The organism is Parascardovia denticolens DSM 10105 = JCM 12538 (genome assembly GCF_001042675.1).
Classification (GTDB): domain Bacteria; phylum Actinomycetota; class Actinomycetes; order Actinomycetales; family Bifidobacteriaceae; genus Scardovia; species Scardovia denticolens.
Genome location: NZ_AP012333.1, coordinates 1,371,673 through 1,394,409, shown reverse-complemented (window position 1 = coordinate 1,394,409; position 22,737 = coordinate 1,371,673). Strand labels below are relative to the sequence as shown.

The 22,737-nt window shown below is 60.3% G+C and carries 20 protein-coding genes and 3 tRNA genes; 18 read left to right on the top strand and 5 right to left on the bottom strand.

Translation table 11 applies throughout. From position 1 onward, the window contains the following. The first annotated feature begins 179 nt into the window (after positions 1-179). Both PSDT_RS05780 and PSDT_RS05775 read left to right on the top strand, forming a co-directional pair. Entirely contained in the window at positions 180-1,253 is a 1,074-nt protein-coding gene (locus tag PSDT_RS05780) for a CHAP domain-containing protein (protein ID WP_143828280.1), read from the top strand. Between the two features lie 162 nt (positions 1,254-1,415). Then, positions 1,416-2,495, top strand: coding sequence for a universal stress protein (locus tag PSDT_RS05775; protein ID WP_006288876.1), 1,080 nt, complete (start codon positions 1,416-1,418; stop codon positions 2,493-2,495). A gap of 167 nt (positions 2,496-2,662) precedes the next feature. Here PSDT_RS05775 and PSDT_RS05770 read toward each other — a convergent pair whose 3' ends face one another. Beyond that, positions 2,663-3,073 (bottom strand): OsmC family protein, encoded by a 411-nt coding sequence (locus PSDT_RS05770; protein WP_006288877.1) that lies wholly within the window; start codon positions 3,071-3,073, stop codon positions 2,663-2,665. Positions 3,074-3,351: 278 nt separating this feature from the next. Here PSDT_RS05770 and PSDT_RS05765 point away from each other — a divergent pair, with 278 nt between their 5' ends. The 3 genes from PSDT_RS05765 (at position 3,352) to PSDT_RS05755 (ending at position 5,686) form a co-directional block, all read left to right on the top strand. Beyond that, on the top strand, positions 3,352-4,227 hold the full coding sequence (locus tag PSDT_RS05765) for a thymidylate synthase (protein WP_006290238.1): 876 nt from the start codon (positions 3,352-3,354) through the stop codon (positions 4,225-4,227). Between the two features lie 190 nt (positions 4,228-4,417). Next, the gene (locus tag PSDT_RS05760) at positions 4,418-5,167 is read left to right on the top strand and encodes a dihydrofolate reductase (RefSeq protein WP_006288879.1); all 750 of its coding nucleotides are present in this window, start codon (positions 4,418-4,420) and stop codon (positions 5,165-5,167) included. Positions 5,168-5,170: 3 nt separating this feature from the next. Continuing rightward, entirely contained in the window at positions 5,171-5,686 is a 516-nt protein-coding gene (locus tag PSDT_RS05755; protein ID WP_006288880.1) for a low molecular weight protein-tyrosine-phosphatase, read from the top strand. Positions 5,687-5,827: 141 nt separating this feature from the next. Here PSDT_RS05755 and PSDT_RS05750 read toward each other — a convergent pair. From PSDT_RS05750 to galE, 3 genes are all read right to left on the bottom strand, one after another. Next, a tRNA-Phe gene (locus tag PSDT_RS05750) sits at positions 5,828-5,903 on the bottom strand. 45 nt (positions 5,904-5,948) lie between these two features. Continuing rightward, positions 5,949-6,022: transfer RNA gene (locus PSDT_RS05745), tRNA-Asp, on the bottom strand. A gap of 254 nt (positions 6,023-6,276) precedes the next feature. Next, positions 6,277-7,287 carry a UDP-glucose 4-epimerase GalE gene (galE, locus tag PSDT_RS05740; protein WP_036737384.1) on the bottom strand — a complete coding sequence of 337 codons (1,011 nt, stop codon included), beginning with the start codon at positions 7,285-7,287 and terminating at the stop codon, positions 6,277-6,279. Between the two features lie 140 nt (positions 7,288-7,427). Between galE and trmB the strand changes: the two genes are divergently transcribed. Together trmB and PSDT_RS05730 are read left to right on the top strand one after the other, a co-directional pair. Then, positions 7,428-8,375 (top strand): tRNA (guanine(46)-N(7))-methyltransferase TrmB, encoded by a 948-nt coding sequence (trmB, locus tag PSDT_RS05735; protein ID WP_006288882.1) that lies wholly within the window; start codon positions 7,428-7,430, stop codon positions 8,373-8,375. A 132-nt stretch (positions 8,376-8,507) separates the two neighbouring features. Continuing rightward, a tRNA-Glu gene (locus tag PSDT_RS05730) sits at positions 8,508-8,579 on the top strand. Positions 8,580-8,725: 146 nt separating this feature from the next. On the opposite strand, the gene PSDT_RS05725 is transcribed toward PSDT_RS05730, so the two are convergent. Continuing rightward, positions 8,726-9,640 carry a glycosyltransferase gene (locus PSDT_RS05725; RefSeq protein WP_006288883.1) on the bottom strand — a complete coding sequence of 305 codons (915 nt, stop codon included), beginning with the start codon at positions 9,638-9,640 and terminating at the stop codon, positions 8,726-8,728. Between the two features lie 136 nt (positions 9,641-9,776). Here PSDT_RS05725 and PSDT_RS05720 point away from each other — a divergent pair, with 136 nt between their 5' ends. The 11 genes from PSDT_RS05720 to PSDT_RS05670 all read left to right on the top strand — a co-directional run bounded on the left by PSDT_RS05720 (position 9,777) and on the right by PSDT_RS05670 (position 22,652). Continuing rightward, complete coding sequence (locus PSDT_RS05720) at positions 9,777-11,417, top strand: AI-2E family transporter (protein ID WP_006288884.1); 1,641 nt, start codon at positions 9,777-9,779, stop codon at positions 11,415-11,417. Then, on the top strand, positions 11,414-12,670 hold the full coding sequence (locus PSDT_RS05715; RefSeq protein WP_006288885.1) for a glycosyltransferase family 2 protein: 1,257 nt from the start codon (positions 11,414-11,416) through the stop codon (positions 12,668-12,670). Before PSDT_RS05720 ends, PSDT_RS05715 begins: the two co-directional genes overlap by 4 nt. A 2-nt stretch (positions 12,671-12,672) precedes the next feature. Further along, on the top strand, positions 12,673-13,899 hold the full coding sequence (gene tilS / locus PSDT_RS05710; RefSeq protein ID WP_006288886.1) for a tRNA lysidine(34) synthetase TilS: 1,227 nt from the start codon (positions 12,673-12,675) through the stop codon (positions 13,897-13,899). A 12-nt stretch (positions 13,900-13,911) separates the two neighbouring features. Beyond that, positions 13,912-14,508 carry a hypoxanthine phosphoribosyltransferase gene (gene hpt, locus PSDT_RS05705; protein WP_006288887.1) on the top strand — a complete coding sequence of 199 codons (597 nt, stop codon included), beginning with the start codon at positions 13,912-13,914 and terminating at the stop codon, positions 14,506-14,508. Positions 14,509-14,710: 202 nt separating this feature from the next. Next, positions 14,711-17,116, top strand: coding sequence for an ATP-dependent zinc metalloprotease FtsH (ftsH, locus tag PSDT_RS05700; RefSeq protein WP_006288888.1), 2,406 nt, complete (start codon positions 14,711-14,713; stop codon positions 17,114-17,116). Continuing rightward, entirely contained in the window at positions 17,100-17,744 is a 645-nt protein-coding gene (folE, locus tag PSDT_RS05695) for a GTP cyclohydrolase I FolE (RefSeq protein WP_006288889.1), read from the top strand. Before ftsH ends, folE begins: the two co-directional genes overlap by 17 nt. Positions 17,745-17,833: 89 nt before the next feature. Next, on the top strand, positions 17,834-18,823 hold the full coding sequence (locus PSDT_RS05690; protein ID WP_171821015.1) for a dihydropteroate synthase: 990 nt from the start codon (positions 17,834-17,836) through the stop codon (positions 18,821-18,823). A 17-nt stretch (positions 18,824-18,840) separates the two neighbouring features. Further along, entirely contained in the window at positions 18,841-19,866 is a 1,026-nt protein-coding gene (folK, locus tag PSDT_RS05685; protein WP_006288891.1) for a 2-amino-4-hydroxy-6-hydroxymethyldihydropteridine diphosphokinase, read from the top strand. Beyond that, positions 19,863-20,393: a DUF3180 domain-containing protein gene (locus PSDT_RS05680; protein WP_006288892.1), complete on the top strand. Its 531-nt coding sequence runs from the start codon at positions 19,863-19,865 to the stop codon at positions 20,391-20,393. The genes folK and PSDT_RS05680 overlap by 4 nt, the downstream gene beginning before the upstream one ends. Before the next feature lie 123 nt (positions 20,394-20,516). Further along, positions 20,517-21,545, top strand: a complete 1,029-nt coding sequence (locus PSDT_RS05675; RefSeq protein WP_006288893.1) for a hypothetical protein — start codon at positions 20,517-20,519, stop codon at positions 21,543-21,545. Next, positions 21,546-22,652, top strand: a complete 1,107-nt coding sequence (locus PSDT_RS05670; protein ID WP_006288894.1) for a LacI family DNA-binding transcriptional regulator — start codon at positions 21,546-21,548, stop codon at positions 22,650-22,652. Positions 22,653-22,737 lie beyond the last annotated feature (85 nt).

The window sequence follows — 22,737 nt, the reverse complement described above, 5'->3', positions numbered from 1 at the left end:
GCCATGACGGGCTTTTCGCTGACAGGGGGATTCGTCAGGCGATTCCCAGGCGACTGGTGGACAATTTTGGACGTGTTTCTTCCGTCCGATTCCACGATTCGGGAGAAATCTTCACAAATAAATTGAATTTCTCTATCGGCCTTGTTATGGTGGTGGAGGTCTATCAAGGAGGACCTTTTATGTCACATGGAGCACACGTCAGCCCCTCGTCGCGCCATACCATGCACTCGCAGGCAGGCCGAAAGGCTTCCGGCGCTGGGAAACACGTCGACCTCGCGACTGGTGGATCCTCCCTTTCCGTGACCTCCCACAGACCCAAGCCCGGCCGGCATCTGGCGCCAGCCGTCCCCATAGACACCACCCCCGCCCATGCCCCCAGTTTCGCCGTCCGGCATGACCTGGACCTCGCCCTGCTGGAGAAGCTGAATTCCGCCCCCGTCACCCGCAAAGACCTGCGCCTGATGGAACAGAAATCGGCCCGTCGCGGGCAATTCATGGTCGCCTCAGCAGCCACCATGCTCATGGGGACCATCGGGACCGTTTACGCCTCGGCCGCCAATCAGACTTTGGCCGCCCACGGCTCTTCCTCCTCCCAAGTGGTGGAGAGCCAGTCCTTGGGCTCCTCCTCCGTCAGCCGTCATGAAGACCGCCAATCCCAGCCTTCCGCCACTGAGACCGCTTCCGTCACCGAGGATTCTTCCGCCCGCTGGAACCTGGATACGAACTCCTCCAATGTGGACACGGCTAAGTTGAGCGTTTCCACCCAGAAGGCCAAAGTGGAATCCGTCGTCAAGCCGTCCACTTCCGCCCTCGTCGCTTCCCAGGCTGACTCCACTTCCAAGCCGACCACCCTCTTCTCTTACACCGCCCCCGCCGCCGAGACCATGAAGGTCAACCATGCGACCGGGGACTCCGGCAATGCCTACGAATTCTCCCAGTGCACCTGGTGGGCCTACTTGCGCCGCCACCAGCTGGGTCTGCCGGTGGGGTCCCACTTCGGCAACGGCGGTCAGTGGGCCGCTTCTGCCCGTGGCATGGGTTACGCCGTGGACAACAAGCCCCAGGTGGGCGATGTCATGGTCTTCGCCCCTGGCCAGGAAGGCTCCGACCCCTCTTACGGGCACGTGGCCATCGTCGAATCCGTCAATCCTGATGGGACCGTCACCATCTCCGAATGCGGGGCCGTGTGGCAGGGCGTGATTCACATCCGTACCATCAGCAATCCGAGTAACTTCCAGTTCATCCATAGCTGATTTTCCGCTGATTCCCATAGAGGGTTTCTTTATAGGGATTTCCACGGGGATTTCTTGCAGGTTGTCCTCTTGGGACACGCCTTTCCTGATTGTCATTTATGCAAGTCGATGAAAATTGCGTAAAATTGAAGGAAAGTGGACGTGCGTTCCAAAGGAGGAATCGTGGCAAAGTACGACAAAGCCATCCTGGTCGGGGTCGATGGCTCCGACGCCAGCTATAAAGCCGTGTGGTGGGCTGCGAATTACGCCCATCACGCCGGTCTGACCCTGCATATCGTCTGCGCATATTCCCTGCCGTCTTACGCGGCCGTCTCCTTCGATGTGACTTATACCTCCATGGGGGATGACAAAGCTGCGCATAACGACGCGCAAACCATCCTCATGAAGGCCAAGGCCATAGCCGAAGCCCAGGGGGTCAAGGCGACCACCTTGATCGTCACCGGGGACACGGCCAGCGTCTTCATCGAGCTCTCCCACAACTACAACCTCATTGTCATCGGTAACCGAGGCAAAGGCGGCTTGGCCGAGCGCATGCTGGGGACCACCAGTTCCAGCCTGCCGGCGGCGGCCTATTGCCCGGTCGTGGTCATCCCTTACACCGACGACGAAGGCAATGTCATGCACCTGAGCAACACCATCAAGAACGTGGTGGTGGGGGCAGACGAATCCAAGTGGGGGGTCCGGGCCATCCAGATCGCGGCCGAATTCGCCAACCAATGGGGGGCGAAGCTGACCGTGCTTTCCGCCGTCCCGGCCATGACCGGCATCACCCCGGTGGGGGCCAATGGACTGGATGAGGACGAGCAGAAGAACATCATGGCCTCTTACCTGGATGACCTCAAGGTGAGGACCCAGCCTCTGCGGGAGAAATATCCGGATTTGCAGATCGAGGAACAGGTCTTGGAAGGGTCCGCCGTGGACGCTTTGACTAAGGCCAGCAAGACCAGCGACGTGGTCGTGGTCGGATCCCGCGGCAGAGGAGGATTCACCGGCCTGATCTTCGGGTCGGTCAGTCAAGGGCTGATTCAGCATGCGGTGGGCCCGGTTTACGTGGTTCCACGCAAGTATGTGGAGGCCGCTGAGACCGAGATGAACGAGAACCCGCGCTCCGCCGCCGACGTGCCCCCCGTCCCCTTGGAGACCGTGGAAGGCGTGCGGCAGGTGTCGCTGGAAAGCCCGGATGAGGGAGTGGCGGCCGACGTCGCGTCCACCATCGACCCGCAAAGCGCCCAGTCCCTGTAGGATTTGGACTTTTCGGGACTCTCGGGATCTTTCAGGACCTCTTGGGATCCCTCTTCTCAAAAAAGGAATACGGAAAAGGCCGGGGTCAGCCCCCCGGCTTTTCGTTTTTCCTAGTCAGAGCGGTCGTGGCATCCGCAATGGAACCTGCCGCGGCATCCGCATCGTGATCAGTGGCGGATGGCCACATCCATACGCACAGGGGTCTCCTGCTGATAGGTGTGCTTGACGGTGCACCCCTTGTTGATGTGACGGATGACCCGCTCCTTGAGCTTATCGGCGGCGGCCTGGTCCATCTTGGCGTCGGTCGCGTCCACCACGACCTGCTCGCTGAAGTTGAGGTAGGAGTCGGTGGCGTCATCGTAGGTGCCATCCACCACGATGATGGCCCCCTTTCCCTCTCCCAAAGTGGATTCGACCGCGAATTGGCTGGACAGCCCAGCGCAGGCGGCCAGGGCGATCTTCATCAGATCGCCGGGGGAGAAGACGTCGTCCCCGTGCCCGAAGACCACTTCGGCCCCGCCTTCCTTGTGTCCGACCCAGGTTCCATCAGCCTTGCGGTCCACCCATAAACGTGCCATCGTTACCTCTTTTCCGTGTTTTGTTTTCCGAATCTTTCGTGTTTTCCGTATATTCTTATATTCTTCGTCGGAGCAACCGGGGTTCTCGGAGCAACCGGAGCAACGGATCTGCCGGAGCAACCGAAACCGCCGCCTTGGCCGGAGCCATCGGCTCCGCCGGCTTTCAGCTACAACTCTACAACAGGCTCATTCATTTGCCCCTGTCGCTAAGAGCGGAACGGTCTCAATAGTCGGCGGCGGCCGAGTCCTCTATCCCAGACTGACCATATGATGGAGCCATGGCTTTGACACAAGAAGAACTGGAAGCGATCCGCGCCTGCGTCCCCGCCCGTCCCCAGTCGGACGTCCCCACCCCTTACGAAGACTTGGCCCGGGAGATCCTCATGACCGGCAGTCTCAAATCGGACAGGACCGGCACCGGGACCATCTCCCTCTTCGGTAAACAAATGCGTTTCGACCTCTCCCGCTCCTTCCCCCTGATCACCACGAAATCCGTCTGGTTCAAAGGGGTGTCCTATGAGCTCCTCTGGTTCCTCAAAGGCTCCAGCAACGTGCGCTGGCTGCAGGAGAACAAGGTGCACATCTGGGATGAATGGGCCGACCCGGAGACCGGCGAGCTCGGCCCGGTCTACGGGGTCCAATGGAGGTCTTGGCCGGCGCCGACCAAGGACGACTCCCATCGCACCATTGACCAGATCGCCAATGTGCTTCAGATGATCAAAGATAACCCCGACTCCCGTCGTATGATCGTCTCCGCCTGGAATCCCGCCGAAGTCGAGAGGATGGCCCTGCCTCCCTGCCACGCCCTCTTCCAGTTCTATGTGGCCGATGGCAGGCTTTCCTGTCAGCTCTACCAGCGTTCCGCCGACATGTTCCTGGGCGTGCCTTTCAACATCGCCTCCTACTCCCTGCTGACCTGCATGATGGCCCAGCAGACGGGTCTGGAGCCGGGCGAGTTCGTCTGGACCGGGGGAGACTGCCACATCTACGACAACCATGTGGACCAGTTCCTGGAACAGCTGTCCCGTCAGCCTTATCCTTACCCCCAGCTGGTCATGGACAAGGCCGATTCCCTCTTCGACTACCAGTACGAGGACTTCCATGTGCTGAATTACCAGCATGGGGCCAAGATCGCCGCTCCCGTGGCCGTCTGATCTGGCAGTTGGATTCGGCCGTCTGATTCTGGCGTCTGATTTGTCCGTTTGATTGAGGCGCCCGATTCGGCAATTGGATTCGGCTACTAGACTGGTCGGCCGGTCTTCCCCCGGCTTGACTTTCCCCTCGGCTTATCAGTCCCCATCGTGTATGATGGGGACTATTCGTTTTACAAGGAGTTAGTTCGATATGGAGCATGACAGTAGTCGCAGTGGTTACCACCAATCTCTTGACAATGAAGCAGGATTCCAATTCGCCGAGGAGGCATGGGAGGAAGAAGCCATCGATGACGATGCCGACAATTTCTCCTCTCCCTGTATCAATCTGATTTGGGCCCAGGCCCATACGCCTGACGGCCGGCCTGGGGCCATCGGAATCGATGGGGGGATGCCTTGGCATCTGGCCGAAGACATGAAGCGTTTCCGCGAGCTGACCATCTCCCACCCGGTCATCATGGGCCGCAGGACTTGGGAGTCCCTGAACTCCCAACGTCGGCCCCTAGCCCAGAGGGACAACATCGTCATATCGTCCCAGGTTGATTACCAGGCTCCGGGCGCTACCGTGGCCGACAGCGTGGATGAAGCCCTGAGGATCGCCTCCCAGCCGGCCATCCCGGATGACGGCATCCGCCGGGGGGAGATTTGGGTGATTGGCGGGGCCCGGATCTACCAGGCCATGCTTCCTTACGCCCAGAATATCTATCTGACCGATGTGGACGCCATCGTGGACGCGGACGCCTTCGCCCCCGACGTGGATGGCCTCCTGGCCCAAGGCGTTTTCGAATGCAGCTGGGATGGAGGTTGGCAGAAGCCCGAGAAGGACCAAGGGATATCCCGTTACCGTTTCCGTACGTTGACCCGGATCGATAGGGACCGGGATCATGACCGCGACCGCGACCACGACCAGGCTGCGCGGGCGGACCGCCTGAAAGGCGAATAACCCATGACCACAGCCGGTAAATACACGGTTTCCACTATCTGCACGGGGAACATCTGCCGGTCGCCCATGGGGGAGATCGTCCTACGCGCCTTCTTCGACGACGCCGGCCTGTCCGGTCGGGTGCAGGTGGAGTCCAGCGGGATCAGTTCGGAGGAATACGGCAATCCCATTGATCCCCGAGCCCGCCGGGTTCTGACGGCCCGGGGCTACTCCTTGCCCCGCGGCCATTTCGCACACCGGATCACGCCTGACGAAATCAAACGGACGGATCTTTTCCTCCCCATGACCGCCTCGCACATGCGCTCCCTCCTGCGTCAGGTCCCGGCGTCCAAGGCGGGCCAGGTTCATATGTACCGCTCGTTCGACCCCAGCCTGCCGACTCCCCAGCCTGGGCAGGAATATAAGATCGACCTGGTGGACCCCTGGTATGGGGGACCGGAGGATTTCGAGATCGCCATGGACCAGATCGAGCAGGTGGCCCCTTACATCGTGGGTTGGGTGCGCCGGCAGTTGGGCTGAGTCTAGTGAAGAAAGTGACACAAAACGCAAGTAAAAAAATTAAGAGTGGCTTAATTCCGCCATATCGCATTTCGTACTTGCGATTTGTGCCACTTAATCCACAAAATAAAAGCCCCTTAGCGGGGCTTAAAAGTCATTTTCTGGTGGCTCCGAGCGGCATCGATCCGCTGACCTCACGATTTTCAGTCGTACGCTCTACCAACTGAGCTACAGAGCCAAGGAGCTTTAAAAAAACCCGGATGAACCGGGTTTTCACTCCAAGCGACTCCGGCCGGACTTGAACCGGTGACCTCCGCCGTGACAGGGCGGCGCTCTAACCAGCTGAGCTACGGAGCCACAGTCGCATCAGCAACCAGAAAGAAACTATACAGGAGGCCCAGCCCAGGCGCAAGTATCGGCATGTCGCATTTGCGATGAATTTGGAGAGACCTTGAAAAGTCAAGGAATAGTAAGGGAAAGGGGCTGGAAAATACATTCCAGCCCCTTTGATTCGCTTTGATGGCTTGGCTGCCTTGCCTGGCCGTCTTCCTTAGCGGAACAGCTCGGGAAGCCCGGCTGGGCGGTCCAGCCTTTCAGCCTGTCTTGGCGGCTTAGTCGACCTGCTTCCAAGTGGCCACATCAATATGGTGGTCGGGATTGGCCTGCCAGGCGGCCCAGGCGGATTCGACGATGTCATGCACGTCGTACTTGGCGTGCCAATCCATCTCTTCGTTGATGCGCTTGGGGGAGCCGATCAGGTGCGGCGGGTCACCGGCCCGGCGCTTTTCGATGGACTCGGTGAAAGGTAGACCGGTCACGGACTTGATCTCATCCACAATCTGGCGGACGGAGGTGCCTTCGCCGGTGCCAACGTTGAAGGCGTCGTACTTGCGCTCATCGCGATCCAGGTAGGACAGTGCGGCGAGGTGGGCGTCGGCCAGGTCGGATACGTGGATGTAGTCGCGCACGCAGGTGCCGTCGGGAGTGGGGTAGTCCGCGCCGAAGATGGCGGGGGCCTTGCCCTGCCTGAGGCGGTCGAAGACCATGGGGATCAGGTTGAGGGTGGCCGGGTCTTCCAATTCGACGGGGCCGCAGCCGGCCACGTTGAAGTAACGCAAGGCGCAGAAGCGCAGGCCGAAGGACTTCTCGCAGGCCCGGGCCATCCACTCGCCGAAGAGCTTGGTCTGGCCATAAGGGTTGATGGGGAGCATGGGGACCACGTCTTCGGGCACCACATCCACCGGTGGCACGCCGTAAGTGGCGGCGGAGGAGGAGAAGACCAGCTTGCTGGCCCCGGATTCCTTCATGGCCGACAGGACGTTCAGCATGCCGTTGAGATTCTGCTGGTAGTACCAGAGGGGCTTCTCCACGGATTCGCCCACCTGCTTGCGGGCGGCGAAGTGGATGACGGAATCGACCCCGTGTTCTTTCATGATTTCGGCCATGCGCTTGTCTGCGCCGGGTGCGGCGATGTCCATGCCGTAGAGACGGGCCCCTTCGATGCGGGAGGGCTTACCGTAGGAGAGGTCGTCGACGACGACGACCTCCTGACCGGCCCGATGGAGAGCGTGAACGACGTGGGCTCCGATGTAACCGCAGCCACCCGTGACGAGAACTGTCATAATTCTTCCAATCGTTGAACTTGAAGTGACACTTCGCATCATACTCTCCCTTGACGAAAAAATGTTAGAAAATGTTCGTTACGTGTTCGAAAATGTAAGAAATGCCTTCCTCTTCCTCTCCATCCCCTAGAATACCCCCTATGACTACAGACGAATCTCCTTCTTCCGTCTCGATCTCGGATGAAGGAAAAGGCCAAGGCCGAGTCCAAGGCCAAGGCCACAAACAGGACCAAGGTCGAAGCCAAGACCGTGATCAAAGCCGAGGCGCCGACGACCATGACCGGCAAGGACCTCCCCGCCGTTTCGTTGGCCGGGGGATCGTTTCCTTCGTGCGCAGGTCGTCCCGGCTGGATAAGCGTTTGGAACATGCCTGGAAGGATTACGCCCCTGACCATCTGCTCGATTTCGGCCAGGCGGACCACGAGCTGGGGGTCCCCGAGGATTTCGTCTTTTCTGCGGACCTCATCCGTCAGACCTGGGGGAACGACCATCCCCTGATTGTGGAGATCGGGAGCGGGCAGGGGGAGAACGCGGCCGCCGCCGCCCTTGCCCATCCCGGCGTCAACTACCTGGCCCTGGAAGTTTACAAGCCCGGTGTCGCCCATACCCTCCTCCTCGCCGGCAAGAACGGCCTGTCCAACCTGCGCATCGCGCGAGTCAACGCCCCCGAGCTTTTCGCGCGGACCGAGGCCGGATCCATCAGCGAAGTCTGGACCTTCTTCCCCGACCCCTGGCCCAAGACCAAGCACCACAAAAGAAGGATCGTCCAGGAGCCCCTCATCTCCCATGTGGGCGAGGCCCTGGCGTCCGGCGGGGTCTGGCGGATCGCCACCGACATCGGCGATTACGCCCTCCACGTACATGAGATGATGGATGGGCGGGATGATTTTTCCAACATCGGCACCCTGACCGTCAGCCTGCCCATCGAGCACGTGAGCAAGGGGACGGCGGACCAGGCCTATGCTTTGCCCCATGCCGATTTCCAGGAATCGCACCGGTTCGAAGGGCGGATCCTGACCAATTTCGAGAAGAAGGGGATCAAGGCTGGGCGGGTCATCCACGACTTCACCTATCGGATCCGCAAGTAAGTGGCAAATAGGGGCAACTTTACGGAAGTAAGGGCGGGTGGCTTGCGAATAGATGGCAAACAGGGCGGCACAACACGCGGGGAGTCCCGACGTTTGCGCAAATCCAGCCGTTCGTATACTCTAATCAAGTGCGCCCCCGTCGTCTAACGGTTAGGACACCAGACTTTCAATCTGACAACAAGAGTTCGACTCTCTTCGGGGGTACAAATACAGCCGGTCATATGACCGGCTTTTTTTGATTCGCCCGGTAATCCACAGATGGAAGACATACGGATGATTCCATCGCTGGATTCCGTCGGTCGGGGCGAGTATTCCGCCGGATGGTATCAGCCTTCCTCTTGATCGCGGGGTCAGCCTTCCTCTTGGTCGTCGGGGAAGACCTGGTCGGGCAGGTCCATCTTGTCTTGCTCGGCCAGCTCGATCCATTCCTTGATCCACATCTCTTCGGCCGCGTCGATGTCATGCTTTTCCAGATGCTTCTGATAAGTGGGGTAGAAGAGGTGGATGGCCGGGTAAAGGGCGGTCAGGGTGTATTCGGGTTTACTGGTGCGCCAATGCCCGGGATGGGCTTCGAAGGTGTTCTTGAAGCGCTTCATGTAATTGAGGAAGGAAGGCAGGGAGGTGTCCATGCGGCGGGCCGAGCAGGCGGTGATCATCTGGGGGCTGTAGACGGTCTCGAAATCGTGGTCGAACAGGTGGAGGGAGATGTCGATGTCCTCATGCATCACGTCCTGGGGATCCAGGCAGACCTCGTCCTTGATCACTTCCCAGGCGCTGCGGCGGATGGCCATGTTGGACCCGTACAGGAGCTGCCTTTTGCCGTCGGCCACGTAGATATGCTTGCGGATCTTGTTGTCCCCGGCCAGGCTGATGCTTTTGCCGGGCATGTCATAGTAGGTGCAGGGGCCGGTGGCCCCCATCACTTCCGGATCTTGGTCGAACAGCTGGCCGACCACCTCCACCCAATCCGGCTTGAGCATGCAGTCGGCGTCGAAACGGCCCAAAACGTCCCCGGTGGCATGATTGAAGCCGAAATTGCGGGTGGGGATGAGGCCTTGGACCTGGTCTTGGTGAAGCAGACGGACGCGGCTGTCCGGGTTGCGGGAGATGAAGTCTTCGACGATGGCACCGGTCTGGTCGGTGGATTTGTTGTCGACCACCAGAATCTCATGCGCCGGAACCGTCTGGGTGGTCGCATTGAGCAGGCACTGGCCAATGCGATCCGCTTCGTTCCAAGCGGGGATGATAATCGAAACAGATGCCATGCGTCCCATTATAGGCAGGGCCTCGCCATCGGCCCCCGCCCCTCGGTCGGCCGTTTCCCCGCTTGGCTCTTGGCCGCCGCTTTCTTCGATGGCTATGCGATAATGGACCTACTAAAAAGCATTGGGGGCGATTCAGATGGATGCCGATAAAGACGAGGACACCGTCAACATTTCTGAGACCAGCGCCATCCGACGGATTGACCTGGCCACGATTTTCCCCGCCAAAGGGGACTCCCGCCGCCCGCCGGAATGGCTGGGGCGGGGTTTGTTCTATACCGTCATCGCCATTTTCCTGGGTATCTTCGTCTGGAACTCCTGGCCGAAGATCTCCGGAGTGGTCTTCTACGTGATCGTCGCCCTCTTCATCTCCCTGGCCTTGGAACCGCTCATCATCCGCCTGGTCAAGCATGGTTGGAAGCGGGGGGCCGCGGCCGGGGTGACCATCATCGGCTTCGTGGTCGTGGTCATCGCCTTCTTCTCGGTTTTTGGCATCATGCTGGTCCAGCAGGCGACCAAACTCATCGCCACCATCCCCAATACCTACAACGACATCCGCAATTCCATCTCTTCCTGGACCGGGTATGAGCTGCCGAAGATGAACGACTTGAGCACCAGCGCCTTGCGGGAGCTCTCCCGCCACGGCCAAGGCTATCTGGGCCAGCTCTATTCGACCGTTTCGTCCGTGGTCTCGGGCCTGATGGCCATCCTGACCATTCTCCTGGTCGCCTATTACATTTCCGCGGCTGGGCCCAAGCTCCGGCGCAGCGTCTGCAAATGGATCCCTCGCAGGTCCCAGCGCAAGTTCATCGTGATCTGGACCACGGTGCAGGGCCAAATCTCCAATTACCTTTACAGCCGCTTCATCCTGGCCATCCTCAACGGGACCTTCCTGGCCCTTTTCATGATCCTGCTCAAAATCCCTTACTGGCTTCCTCTGGCCATCTGGTGCGGCCTGGTCTCCCAGTTCATCCCCACCATCGGGACCTACCTGGGCGGGGTCATCCCCATCATCTCCGCGTGGGGGACCAACGGCTGGCAGTATGCGGTCTACCTGCTGATTTACATCACGGTCTACCAGCAGATCGAGAACATGCTTTTCCAGCCTCGGGTCTCCAAAGACACGATGGACCTCAACCCCGCGGTCGCCTTCCTGTCCGTCTTCTTCTTCGGCGGCCTGTTCGGGGCTTTGGGAGCCTTCCTGGCCCTGCCCATCACCGCCAGCATCCAGGCTCTGCTTCAGGCTTACATGCGTTCTTATGACCTCATCGATTCCGACCTCATGGATGACCCCAAGCCGGTCAAGAAGTCCGGCCTGGTCACCGGGGCGGAGGCCTTGGAGAAGAACGTGATCAACCCCTTGTCCGAGAAGCTGCCCCGGACTTCGCGGGGTTCCTCCTCCCATGTCATGGCCCAGCGGGTCATGGACCTGCGCCGGAAGGTGGAGGTCAAGGATGAGGAGGCTTCTTCGAAGGAGTCTTTCGAAGAAGGGTCTTATCCGGTTTATAAGACCATGGCCGAGGAAGACCAGTCGCAGACGGTGGCCATCCCGCAGAACCGGCCTCAAAGGACCGGCAAGAAGATCGTCGGCGTCGAGGAAGAGCCTTCCGCGACGGAATCTTCCGAGGGAAAGTCGCTTGGGGAAGAACCATCTAAGGCAGAACCGTCCAGGGGAAAGCCGTCCGAGGAAGAGGCATCCGCCCCGGCCGATTCAAAAGCCAGGAAAAACAAGGCGTCGGGCTCGGCCGGCCGCGGGCCGAGGGGGAAGTGGACCTCATGATTCTTCTGCAATTTCTTGACGTCATCATCCTCATCCTCGGAATCCTGAGTTTTGGCTACCAGGCCCTCTATTTCGTCGTGGGGTTCCTGGCCAAGCCGGTCACTTATCCCGACGCCCCGGAAGACAAACATTACGCCGTCCTCATCTCCGCCCGCAACGAGCAGGCCGTCATCGGCAACCTAGTGAAATCCTTGAAGAACCAGACTTATCCCTCGCGATTGGTGGACATCTGGGTGGTGGCCGACAACTGTACCGACCAGACCGCCCAAGTCTGCCGGGACCTGGGATGCCATGTGTTGGAACGCTTCAACAAGGAACAGGTGGGCAAAGGCTACGCCCTTAAATACATGCTCAACCATATCCGGGGCGAGGGCCTCGACCAGGTCTACGACGCCTATTTCATCTTCGACGCGGACAACATCGTGGACAAAAACTACGTCAGCGAGATGAACAAGGCTTTCAACCAAGGCTTCGACGCCGTCACCTCCTACCGCAATTCCACCAATACCTCCGAGAACTGGGTGTCCGCCGGGTCGGCCCTCTGGTTCATCTTCCAATCCCGCCTGCTCAACTCCGGCCGTTCCGTCTTGGGCAACAACGGGTGGATCGGCGGCACCGGCTTCATGTTCTCCAGGAAGGTCATGGAGCGCAACGCCGGCTGGAAATTCCATCTGATCACCGAGGACGTGGAATTCACCATGGACTGCATCCTCAACGGGGACCACATCGGCTACTGCCATACCGCCGTCTTCTATGACGAACAGCCGGTCTCCTTCAAACAAAGCTGGGACCAGCGGGTCCGCTGGAGCAAGGGCTTCCTGCAGGTCTTCCGCTACTACGGCCTCAGCCTGATCCGCTGGACGGTCAGGGAAAGGGACCTGTCGGCCGTGGACTTCAGCCTGACCATCTGCCCCTTCATGATCATCTCCCTGATCCGCTACGGCCTGTCCGCCGTCTACTCGGCCTTGGGCTACGTCTCCTGGCAGAGCCAGGTGGCCAGCTTGTCCGCCTACGGCTTGACCCTGCTGATGACCATCGTGGGCTTCATCCTCCTGGCCGCCTTCGTCTGCATCCTGGAGAGGAAGAGGATCCAGGCCAGCAACAAGGAATTGGTGGCCTACTGCCTCAGCTTCCCCTTCTTCATGCTGTCTTACGTGCCCATCGCCTTCGTGGCCATCTTCGCCAAATCCCAATGGAAGCCCATCGCCCATAAGGGGGTGCCGACCTCCCAAGCGGCCAAGATGGAGGCCTGACGATGGTCTATTCCCCACAGTTGAAAAAGGCGATCGGGGCGGTGAAGGATTCCTTGGCTCACGCCGGATTGGGCCTGCAATCCCGGCTTTTCGCCTCCCATGGGCGGCATAATCCCGCCCCGGACGCCCCTCTGGTCCTGGTCGCCTGCTCCGGCGGCAGGGATTCCTTGGCCTTGGCCTATGTGGCCCGGATCGTCTGCGCTTCCTGGGGGATCCGCTGCGGGGCCGCGATCATCGACCACCAGCTCCAGGCTGATTCCGGCCAGGTGGCTGATCAGACGGCCGAACAATGCCGGAAGCTCGGATTGGCCCCCGTCGTCGTGAGGAAGGTGCAGGTCAAGGACCCCCATGGACAGGGGATGGAGGCCGCAGCCCGCCAAACGAGATACCAGGCCTTGACCGACTTGGCCCGCCACGAGGGGAGCCGCTGCCTCCTGCTGGCCCACACCTTTACGGACCAGGCGGAAACGGTGGCTTTGGGCCTCTTGCGGCATCCCGACCTGCGGGCCTTGGCCGGCATCCCCGCGAGGACCGAGAAAGACTCGGTCCTCATCCTCCGACCTTTCCTGAAAGCGATCTCCCGCCAGGATACAGAGGCCATCTGTCGGGCGGCCGGTCTGGCCTGGTGGGACGACCCCGCCAACGGGGAAGCCTCACTGGGGCCGCTTCCTGGTGACTATCCCCTGCGCTCGCGGATCCGGCAGGATTTCTTCCCCGCTTTGAACGCTTTCGCCGGTTCGGATATGGTCAAGGTCTGGGCGGGGGCTACGCAAAGGAATCAGGAGGACTTCGATTACCTGGAATCGCAGGCGGATACCGCCTTCCAGGCCTGTTGCCAGCCGGTCAAGCAAGCTGAGCTGGCGAAATTGGCGGATCTGCCTGAATTGGAGGAGCTGACTGGGCAGACTGAACTGTCGGAGCAGGCGAAGTTGCCCGAACTTGCTGAACTGCCCGGGGCTGGCGCCGGTGCCGTGGCCAGGCTGGTGGATTACCCCTCCTACCACCGTGCCTTGCGGACCCGGATCCTTTACCGCCTCTTGGAGAGATCGGGATCCCCTATCAAGGAGAATTTCATCCTTCAGGCTGACGCCTTTCTGGTCGGTCCGCGCCGGTCGGGCCTCTTGCCTGGGCCGGGAGGCGAAGGGCGGCGCCTGACCCTGGTCAAAGCGCGCAGGCAGAAGGCCCCGAGCGACATTTACGCCTACCTTTCCAAGGTCAGTCAGTCATGAGACAATGAACGCATGCAAATCAAAGACGTTCAGGACGATATCGCGGAAGAGCTCATTTCGCATGAAGCTCTTGAAGGGAAGATCAGGCGGATGGCCGTCAAGGTCAGCGAGGACTACGAGGGGAAGGATCCTCTGCTGATCGCCGTGCTCAAAGGGGCGGCCAACGTGATGACCACCTTTTCCCAAGCCATGACCATCCCGGTGGAAATCGACTACATGAGCTTGTCCACATACGGATCAGGCACCCGGTCTGCCGGCAAGGTGACCGTGCGTCAGGACCTGTCCACCGACGTGGCTGGCCGTCATGTGCTCATCGTCGAGGACATCATCGATTCAGGTTTCACCTTGGATTGGCTGGTGAACGAGCTCAAAAGCAGGGGAGCGGCCTCGGTGGAGATTTTCGCCATGCTGGGGAAGCCGGCCCGTAGGAAGTTCGATGTCCCGGTGAAATACAAGGGATTCGAAATACCCGATAAGTTCGTGGTCGGGTATGGGTTGGATTATGACGAGCGGTATCGGAACCTGGACTCCATCGCCGTCCTCAAGCCTTCCGTCTACCAGGAAGTGGAGAAGCGGGCGACCGGGAGCCAGACGAACCAGGCTGAATAAGCGAAACAGGAACAAAGAGAACGATAGCAGGCAGAACAATGAGGAAACAGGAAAAGCGCGGAAGAAAACCGTCGGACCCATCAGGGAGAGGACAGCTTTCGGCTGAAACTCAGATGGATTTCAGCCTTTCACGGTAGATTAAAGATTCGTTTTTCCGAGAGCCTCGCGTCAGAAGACTTTCGGCTAGTCAAGGAGTGTGCCAATGGCCTATGGTCAAGACCCGAAGGGGAACCCCTTCCAGAATCCTCGAAACCCCGGCAACCGCGGGAATGACCAGGGGAACAAGAACGACCAGGGCAACCCCCAGGGGTCCGGCCCTTGGTGGACCAACAGCGTGGTCTGGATCGTCCTGCTGGTCGTCCTGGTCATCGCCAGCTTCTATTTCATGAACAGAAGCAACAACAGCGCGGGCACCATCACCACCGAACAGGGCCTGAGCATCCTGCAAGGCAAGAGCGCCCGCAAGGTCGGCACCACCATAGACGGCAAGAAGACCATCGTCAAGACCCCTTACAAAATCCGTTACGTCAAGGTGACCAACAGCACGTCACCCTCGGTGGAGATCTGGCTGGACCGCGATTTTATCGCCCAGGAGTACAACCCCAAGTCCGACAGGATCACCGTCAACAGGAATTATGGGAAGGACGTCAAGTTCTACTACGTCGCCGGACAAGTGGAGCAGGTCCTCCAGGCCGTGCAGAAGTCCCAGTCGGTCAACGGCTTCGATTCCACCACCGTCACCGATAACAACCTGGTGGCCCTCCTGGTCTCCTCCCTCCTGCCTCTGGTGCTCTTCTTCCTGGCCATGTGGTGGCTCTTCCGCCGGATGGGGGACGGGGCCGGCGAGATGCTGGGCCTGGGCAGCCCCAAGAACAAGAAGCTCCTCCAAGGCGAAGTGCCGAAGACCAAGTTCGCCGACGTGGCAGGGGAAGAGGCGGCCGTCCAAGAGGTGGAGGAGATCCGGGACTTCCTCAAAGACCCGCAGAAGTACCGGAAGCTCGGCGCCCGCATTCCTCGCGGCGTCCTTCTATACGGCCAGCCCGGTACCGGTAAGACCCTCCTGGCCAGGGCCATCGCCGGCGAGGCCGGCGTCCCCTTCTACGCCATGGCCGGCTCCGACTTCGTGGAGATGTTCGTCGGCTTGGGCGCTTCCCGTGTGCGTGACCTTTTCGACGAGGCCAAGAAGACCGCGCCCGCCATCATCTTCATCGACGAGATCGACGCCGTCGGCCGTCGTCGTGGCTCTTCCGCTTCTGGGGGCGTGGACGAACGCGAACAGACTTTGAACCAGCTCCTGGTGGAGATGGATGGTTTCAGCAATGACACCGACCTGATCGTCATCGCCGCCACCAACCGGCCTGACGTCTTGGACCCGGCCCTGATGCGCCCGGGCCGGTTCGACCGCCAGGTGGCCGTGGAAGCCCCGGACCTGGCTGGCCGCGAGGCGATTTTGAAAGTCCACGCCAAAGGCAAGCCTTTCGTGCCTGATGTGGACCTGCATACCGTGGCCGTCCGAACCCCCGGTTTCACTGGGGCCGACCTGGCCAACGTCTTGAACGAGGCCGCCTTGCTGACCGCCCGGTCCAACGCGGACCTGATCGACAACCGGGCCATCGACGAGGCCATCGACCGCGTGATGTCCGGCCCCCGTCGCCGGTCCAACGGCATGGCCCTGAAGGAGCTGCGCAACACCGCCTACCATGAAGGAGGCCATGCCATGGTCGCGGCGGCCTTGCATTACACGGACCCGGTCACCAAGGTGACCATCCTGCCCCGTGGACGCGCTTTGGGCTACACGGCCGTCATGCCTACCGAAGACCGCTATTCCCAGACCCGTAACGAGCTTTTGGACCAGATGACTTACGCCATGGGTGGCCGGGCCGCGGAAGAGGTGGTCTTCCATGATCCTTCCACCGGCGCTTCCAACGACATCGAGAAGGCCACGCAGATCGCCCGGGCCATGGTCATCGAATACGGCTTCTCCTCCCGCCTGGGTTCGGTCAAGTGGGAAGATTCCCAGCAGGAAGGCGGTTTGGACGATTTGAAAGGCCGCCGGATTTCCGAGGCGACCGCCCGGGTGATCGACGAGGAAGTGCGGACCCTTCTGGAGACCGCTCACACCGAGGCCTGGAAGATCATCTCCGATAATCGGGACGTCCTGGATGAGCTGGTCCGCCAGCTTCTGGTCAAGGAGACCCTCAACCGGAAAGAGCTGGATGAGATCTTCTCCCATCTGAAGAAGGCTCCGGAACGCCAGCTGTGGCTGTCCGACCAAAACAGGCCGGATTCGGATCTGCCTCCGGTGCCGATTCCCGAGAATCTGCGCTCGTCCGTGGCCGTGGACGCCACGTCCGCGAAGACGGCGTCCGCTCCCCAGCCTGCTCCCGGCCCACAAGGGACCTCGAATCCGCAAGGGACTCCGGATTCGCTGGTGGCTCCGAATCCGCAAGGGACACCAGGTCAGCCGACGATTCCGGCTCAGCCGATGATCCCCAATCCGCCAACGGATCAGCCGGCAAATCCACCGATGAATCCGGTGACAGGCTCGCCAACGGATCCGAATTCGACTTCGACTCCACAGGATGATGACGATGAGCGAAACGACTGAAGGAATCGAATCATCCCGTTCGCCCCGTCCTCCCTATCCATCCTGTCCATCCCGTCCGTTTGACGCGGACGGGGTCAAGCGGGCTGTCCGCCTGTATCTGCAGTCCATTGGGGAAGACCCCGACCGGGAAGGGCTCAAAGACACCCCGGACCGCATCGCCCGGGCCAGTCAGGAGATTTTCTCCGGCATGAGCCAGAACCCTCGGGACGTTTTGGGCGCCCGTTTCAATGTGGCCACCGAGGACCTGGTCGTGGTGAGGGACATCGAATTCTATTCGGTCTGCGAACATCATCTTCTGCCTTTCCATGGCCTCGCCCACATCGGCTACATTCCGGATAAGAACCGGGTGGTGGGCCTGAGCAAACTGGCCCGCCTGGTCCAGGTCTTCGCCCATCGCCCCCAGATCCAGGAACGCATGACCCAGCAGATCGCCGACGCCCTCATGGATGAGCTCGGGGCCAAAGGGGCCATCGTCATCACCGATTGCGAGCATATGTGCATGTCGATGCGGGGGGTCAAAGAATCCCAAGCCCGGACCGTCACCTCGGCCGTGCGCGGTTATCTGCGTCAATCCGACACCCGGGCCGAGGCCCTGCGGCTTATCCTGGACGCTCCGCAGCTGCGTTAGCCGGTATAGGGAACGCGAAGGAAGGATTTCGAGGAACGATGGTCAAGACAGCACAGATGGCGGCCGACGGGATGTCAGCAAATGCCGCGATGAACGCCCGTTTGGGCCTGAAGGGGAAGGCCGGCGAAGACCTGGACCGCACCCTGCTGATGGGGGTGCTCAACGTCACCGAAGACTCCTTCTCCGACGGGGGCTTATGGCTGGATCCGCAAGCGGCCGTGAAGCACGCCTTCGACATGGCGCGGCAGGGGGCGGACCTCATCGATATCGGGGCCGAGTCCACCCGTCCTGGCTCCCGTCGCGTCCCCGCCGACCTGGAAGAGAAGCGGATCAGGACTGTGGTCTCCTCCTTACGCTCCGAAGGATTCGAGCTGCCTTTGTCCATCGACACCACCCGGGCTTCGGTGGCCAGGGCCGCTTTAGAGGCCGGGGCAGATGTGATCAATGATGTGTCCGGCGGCCAATTGGACCCGGACCTGCCTGCCTTGGTCGCCCAGGTCGGGTGCCCATACATCGTCCAGGATTGGAGGGGCTGGCTGACGACGGGTGCCGGCGCGTCTTCGGCCAGGCGGGAGGTTGTCCAGGGGCGGATGAGCCAGAGCCAGAACCAGAACGGCCAGGATCCGGTCCGGATTGACCACGAGCCCGACCTGGTCCAGCAGGTCCGCGAGGAACTCAGGCGGGAAGTCGAGGCCGTCCTCGCCGCAGGCGTCCGTCAGGACCAGATCATCATCGACCCTGGTTTGGGCTTCTCCAAACCCGGAGAGGGGACCAACCTGCCTCTGATCGCCGCTCTGGATCTCTTTCAAGCCAGCGGATATCCGGTGCTGGTCGGCGCTTCCCGTAAACGTTTCATCGTCGATATGGCTGATCGTTTCGGGGGGTCCGCAGCCATGCCCGAAACCGGGCTGACCCTGGCCGGCAGGGACGCGGTCACGGCTGGCCTGACCGCTTTGATCGCCGAAGGGGGGGCGTGGGCCGTGCGGGTCCATGAAATAAGCGGCAACCGGGGAGCCCTTATCGCCGGGGCCCGTTTGCGGGAATACGACCGGCGGAAGACCCGGAACGAAGTCAAATGAAAGAGGCGGGGAGGAACATGGATAAGATCACCATCACCGGATTGCATGTTCAGGGTCGGCATGGGGTTCTGGCAGCCGAGCATGAGGAGCCCCAGGAATTCATCATCGACGTGACCCTGTACCTGGACCTGTCCGACGCCACCCGCAGCGATGACTTGGCCGATACCGTCAGCTATGACCAGATCGCCAACCGGATCGTGTCCGTGGTCCAAGGGGAGCATGTGGATCTGATCGAGCGTCTGGCCCAGAAAATAGCCGATTCCGTCCTCCTTTCCTACCGGGTGAACCGAGTCCGCGTGACCGTCCATAAGCCGCATGCCCCCATAGCCGTGGATTTCGATGACGTCAGCGTGACCATCGAGCGCAACCAGAGGACCGGGATCTCCGAAGCCGGCGAGGCGGCGGCCAGCGAGGCTGGAGGTCAGGCCAGTGCGGCGGGCGGCGAGGAATCCAGCGGCGCAACAAGCGGGAATGGCCAGGCGGACCGGCAGGAAGACCGGGGAAAAGGCCATCAAGAGGAGACAATCCATCAGGCCGTCATCTCCCTGGGATCCAATCTGGGGGACAAAGAACAGACTTTGCGCTCAGCCGTGGTCGCCCTGGACGCCATCCCGGGCAATCAGGTGACCGGCATCTCGCCCCTGTATGGCACCCGGCCCTGGGGGATGCCCGACGGCACGCCCGATTTCGCCAACGCCATCGTCCTGCTGCAGACCGTCCATACTCCCGACTCGCTCCTGTCTTCCCTCCAGCTGATCGAATCCGCTCATGGGCGCAGTCACGAAGTGCATTGGGGATCGCGGCCTTTGGATTTGGACATCATCGATTACGATGGCCAGGTCAGACAGGACCCTCACCTGACCTTGCCCCACCCCCGCGCCTGGCAGCGGGCTTTCGTCCTGGCCCCCTGGGCGGACATCGCTCCCGAGGCCGTCTTGCCGGGGGAGCATGGAGGGCCGATCATCGATTTGCTTCGGCGGGCCCCGGACCGGGATGCGGTCACGAGGGTCTCCGACGTGTGGATTCTGGGAGGTACAGCATGAAAGCGCGTTTCACCCCATGGTGGTATTTCGTCATCATCTTCCTGATCGGTCTTCTGGCGGGAGGGGTCCTGGAATTCATCACCGAACGGTCAGGGGTCTCTTTGCTGGGAGTGCCCTGGTACATCCTGGTCATCCTTTTCGTCACCGGCCTGGTCATCCTTCTCTTCGCCTACCAGGTCCGGCGCTACACCCGGGGGGACCGCAAGGAGATCAACCCCAACGTCGCCGTCAACGCCTTGATCATGAGCAAAGCCTTGAGCCTGTCGTGCTCCGGCCTGGCTGGTTGGTACGCGGGACAGCTGGTCATGGCCTTACCCCGGATCCAGCTGGACTATTACCGGACGGCCGTCATCCAGTGCGCCTCGGCCGTGGTGGTCTGCCTGCTGGATGTGGTCTTCGGCATCATCGGCGAGCATTGGTGCCAGCGTCCCCCTGAGGATGGGCCGGAGAATCCGTCTCAGAAGGGTAAGGATCCCCTTCGTTCCTATCAGCCGCCCGTGGCCGCTCAGGAGGGGAGGGACCGCTGACGGCCGAAGCGCCGAACCACCGAAGCGCCAAAGGCCGCCGGGCCCGGCGGCGTCTTCATGCTACACTGGAAGTGGCTGCGCTGGCGACGGTGATTCAAGCCACGATGTTGTGAAAGGTGCCCTATGACGCATTATCTCTTGCGCGTTCCCACATCCCCCAGCCAGGGAAGCAAACCCATCTCGCTTTATGTATATGACTCCACTGTCGGCTCTGATTCCCCGGCCGCCCTTTTGCACACCTATCCTCCGCAGGAGCAGTACCCCCTGGGCGCCGACCGTTTCCTGAAGGACCGGCCCAATGTCTTCCTTGATGTGGCCGACTTATTGGAAGGGAACCGGTTAACGGTCGAGGATTTCGCTGATTTTCCGCAGGATTGGCAGGATTCCGCGGATTCGGGGGATTCTCGGGAACCACAGGATTCGCAGAAGGCTTCCCTGTCGGGGGAGATGACCGTCGTTCACCTGTCCGCTTTGTGCCAGTACGCTTCCCGCCGGTCCGCCGATGGTTCTGGGAACGCCCGTCGCTTCAAGGACGCCCGGGATTTGTGGACCAGGCTGCGCAAACTGGTCTTGGACCGCATCGTCACCCCGCAGGCGACCCCCATCGTCAAAGTTCGTAAGGCTTCCAATTGGAAGAAAAACCAGGCTTTCAAAGACGTCACTTGCGATCCCCGGGCCTGGTATGTCAGCCGGGTCTTCGGGCGGTCGAACAGCCGCAAGGATGCTTTCGTGGCCTATCGGGGGTGGGAGGCTCTGGCCCGCGACTTGGGCGGGTCGAGCACTATGCCAGCCGCACCGGTCCTGGCTGCCGGAGGCCCTTCTGCCAAGACGATGGGGGGAGATGCTCCCACGGTTTCATCCGCCCTTTCGTCCGCCGTCACCGCCGCGAAAGAGAATCTGGACTATCCGACTTTCGGCGAAATCGCCGCCTTCCTGGATGACTCCAATATGGTCGTCTTCCATGACGACGCTTCCTTCGCAGCCTTGATCCGCGACAACGCCGGCAAAGGGAAGGAGATCTTCCCCGACACCCCGGTGGAGGTCCATACGGTTCCTGATCCCCAGATGGACCCGGATGACCCTGCCTTCCTGCCCGAATCCTCGACGATGGGGGCCAACCACTTCGCCAACGTCATCGCGCCCAGGAGCTAGATGGTGGAGGATAAGGGGAAGGGGACGCATCATAAGCGGCCTTCGCATGGCAAAGTGACGCTATCCCAGCTGGCTCAAGCCGCAGGCGTATCCCTGACTACAGCGTCTTTCATCATGTCCGGGCGCGATGACCAACGGATTTCGCGAGAAACAGCGACCAGGGTGAAAAAGATCGCAAGGGAAATGGGCTACCGTCCAAATCCTCTTGCTCGGACGTTGCGCACGGGGAAATCCGAAGTCATCGGTCTCCTTTCTGATTACCTAGTTTCCACTTCCCACGCTAACGCCATGATTTCCGGCGCGATTGACGAGTCAAGGGAATTCCGTAAGCTCTTGATGGCTGCGGATTACAAAGGTGACGAAAAACTTGAGACTCAGCTGGCTCAGTCCTTCTTGGATCGGCAGGTCGATGGGATTGTTTTCGCCACCATGTTCACAAGGCGAGTCAAAGTTCCCGACATTCTTTCCACGGTTCCTCTGGTGCTCCTGAATTGTGTCGATGATAGTCATCCTAGCCTGGTCTCGATTCTTCCGGATGAGGAGCAGGCGGGCCGGGATGCTGCGCGACTGTTACTTGACCATGGGCATACGGATCGCATCGCTTTCGCTGGAAATTTCTCTCGAGGCGTTTACCAGGGGAGGATTTGGAAAGGCATGGATTCCCTGGCGTTACAGGAACGTCTCGCTGGGATTGAGGAAAGCATGGCGCAAGCTGGTCATGTTTTGTGGAAGCTTATAACTAGTGATGAATGGGATATTAAAAGCGGGCGTACGATTGGCCGGGAGGTTTGCGGGTGGAGACAGCTGCCGACAGCGATTATTTGCGCGAATGATGAACTGGCTGTGGGTGTTTTCCAGGCCTTATGGTCCCAAGGGATTCGCGTCCCTGAGGATATCTCACTTGTCTCTTTTGATGGCAGTGAGCTGGCCCAGGCCGCGGTACCTCAGATTTCCTCTTTTCAGCTACCGCATCAATTGCTCGGTACCGAGGCCGTCAGGGCTTTGTTGGGGAAAGACAAGACAAGGCTGACATCTTCGTCGGGAAGGCGCATTCTGATTTCCATGCCTTTGATCGAAGGGAATTCCGTCGCGGTCCCTCGTATGTGACTCTTTTTGACAATTCCAATTATGTATGCTATAATGGTTCTTAGCTTTGCTAAAAGCATTTAGCAAAGCTGTAGACACGAAAGTC

Coding starts and splice junctions, on each gene's coding strand:
- PSDT_RS05780 (WP_143828280.1), top strand. CDS start 180: ATGTCACATGGAGCACACGTCAGCCCCTCGTCGCGCCATACCATGCAC.
- PSDT_RS05770 (WP_006288877.1), bottom strand. CDS start 3,073: ATGGCACGTTTATGGGTGGACCGCAAGGCTGATGGAACCTGGGTCGGA.
- PSDT_RS05765 (WP_006290238.1), top strand. CDS start 3,352: ATGGCTTTGACACAAGAAGAACTGGAAGCGATCCGCGCCTGCGTCCCC.
- PSDT_RS05760 (WP_006288879.1), top strand. CDS start 4,418: ATGGAGCATGACAGTAGTCGCAGTGGTTACCACCAATCTCTTGACAAT.
- PSDT_RS05755 (WP_006288880.1), top strand. CDS start 5,171: ATGACCACAGCCGGTAAATACACGGTTTCCACTATCTGCACGGGGAAC.
- galE (WP_036737384.1), bottom strand. CDS start 7,287: ATGACAGTTCTCGTCACGGGTGGCTGCGGTTACATCGGAGCCCACGTC.
- trmB (WP_006288882.1), top strand. CDS start 7,428: ATGACTACAGACGAATCTCCTTCTTCCGTCTCGATCTCGGATGAAGGA.
- PSDT_RS05725 (WP_006288883.1), bottom strand. CDS start 9,640: ATGGCATCTGTTTCGATTATCATCCCCGCTTGGAACGAAGCGGATCGC.
- PSDT_RS05720 (WP_006288884.1), top strand. CDS start 9,777: ATGGATGCCGATAAAGACGAGGACACCGTCAACATTTCTGAGACCAGC.
- PSDT_RS05715 (WP_006288885.1), top strand. CDS start 11,414: ATGATTCTTCTGCAATTTCTTGACGTCATCATCCTCATCCTCGGAATC.
- tilS (WP_006288886.1), top strand. CDS start 12,673: ATGGTCTATTCCCCACAGTTGAAAAAGGCGATCGGGGCGGTGAAGGAT.
- hpt (WP_006288887.1), top strand. CDS start 13,912: ATGCAAATCAAAGACGTTCAGGACGATATCGCGGAAGAGCTCATTTCG.
- ftsH (WP_006288888.1), top strand. CDS start 14,711: ATGGCCTATGGTCAAGACCCGAAGGGGAACCCCTTCCAGAATCCTCGA.
- folE (WP_006288889.1), top strand. CDS start 17,100: ATGAGCGAAACGACTGAAGGAATCGAATCATCCCGTTCGCCCCGTCCT.
- PSDT_RS05690 (WP_171821015.1), top strand. CDS start 17,834: ATGAACGCCCGTTTGGGCCTGAAGGGGAAGGCCGGCGAAGACCTGGAC.
- folK (WP_006288891.1), top strand. CDS start 18,841: ATGGATAAGATCACCATCACCGGATTGCATGTTCAGGGTCGGCATGGG.
- PSDT_RS05680 (WP_006288892.1), top strand. CDS start 19,863: ATGAAAGCGCGTTTCACCCCATGGTGGTATTTCGTCATCATCTTCCTG.
- PSDT_RS05675 (WP_006288893.1), top strand. CDS start 20,517: ATGACGCATTATCTCTTGCGCGTTCCCACATCCCCCAGCCAGGGAAGC.
- PSDT_RS05670 (WP_006288894.1), top strand. CDS start 21,546: ATGGTGGAGGATAAGGGGAAGGGGACGCATCATAAGCGGCCTTCGCAT.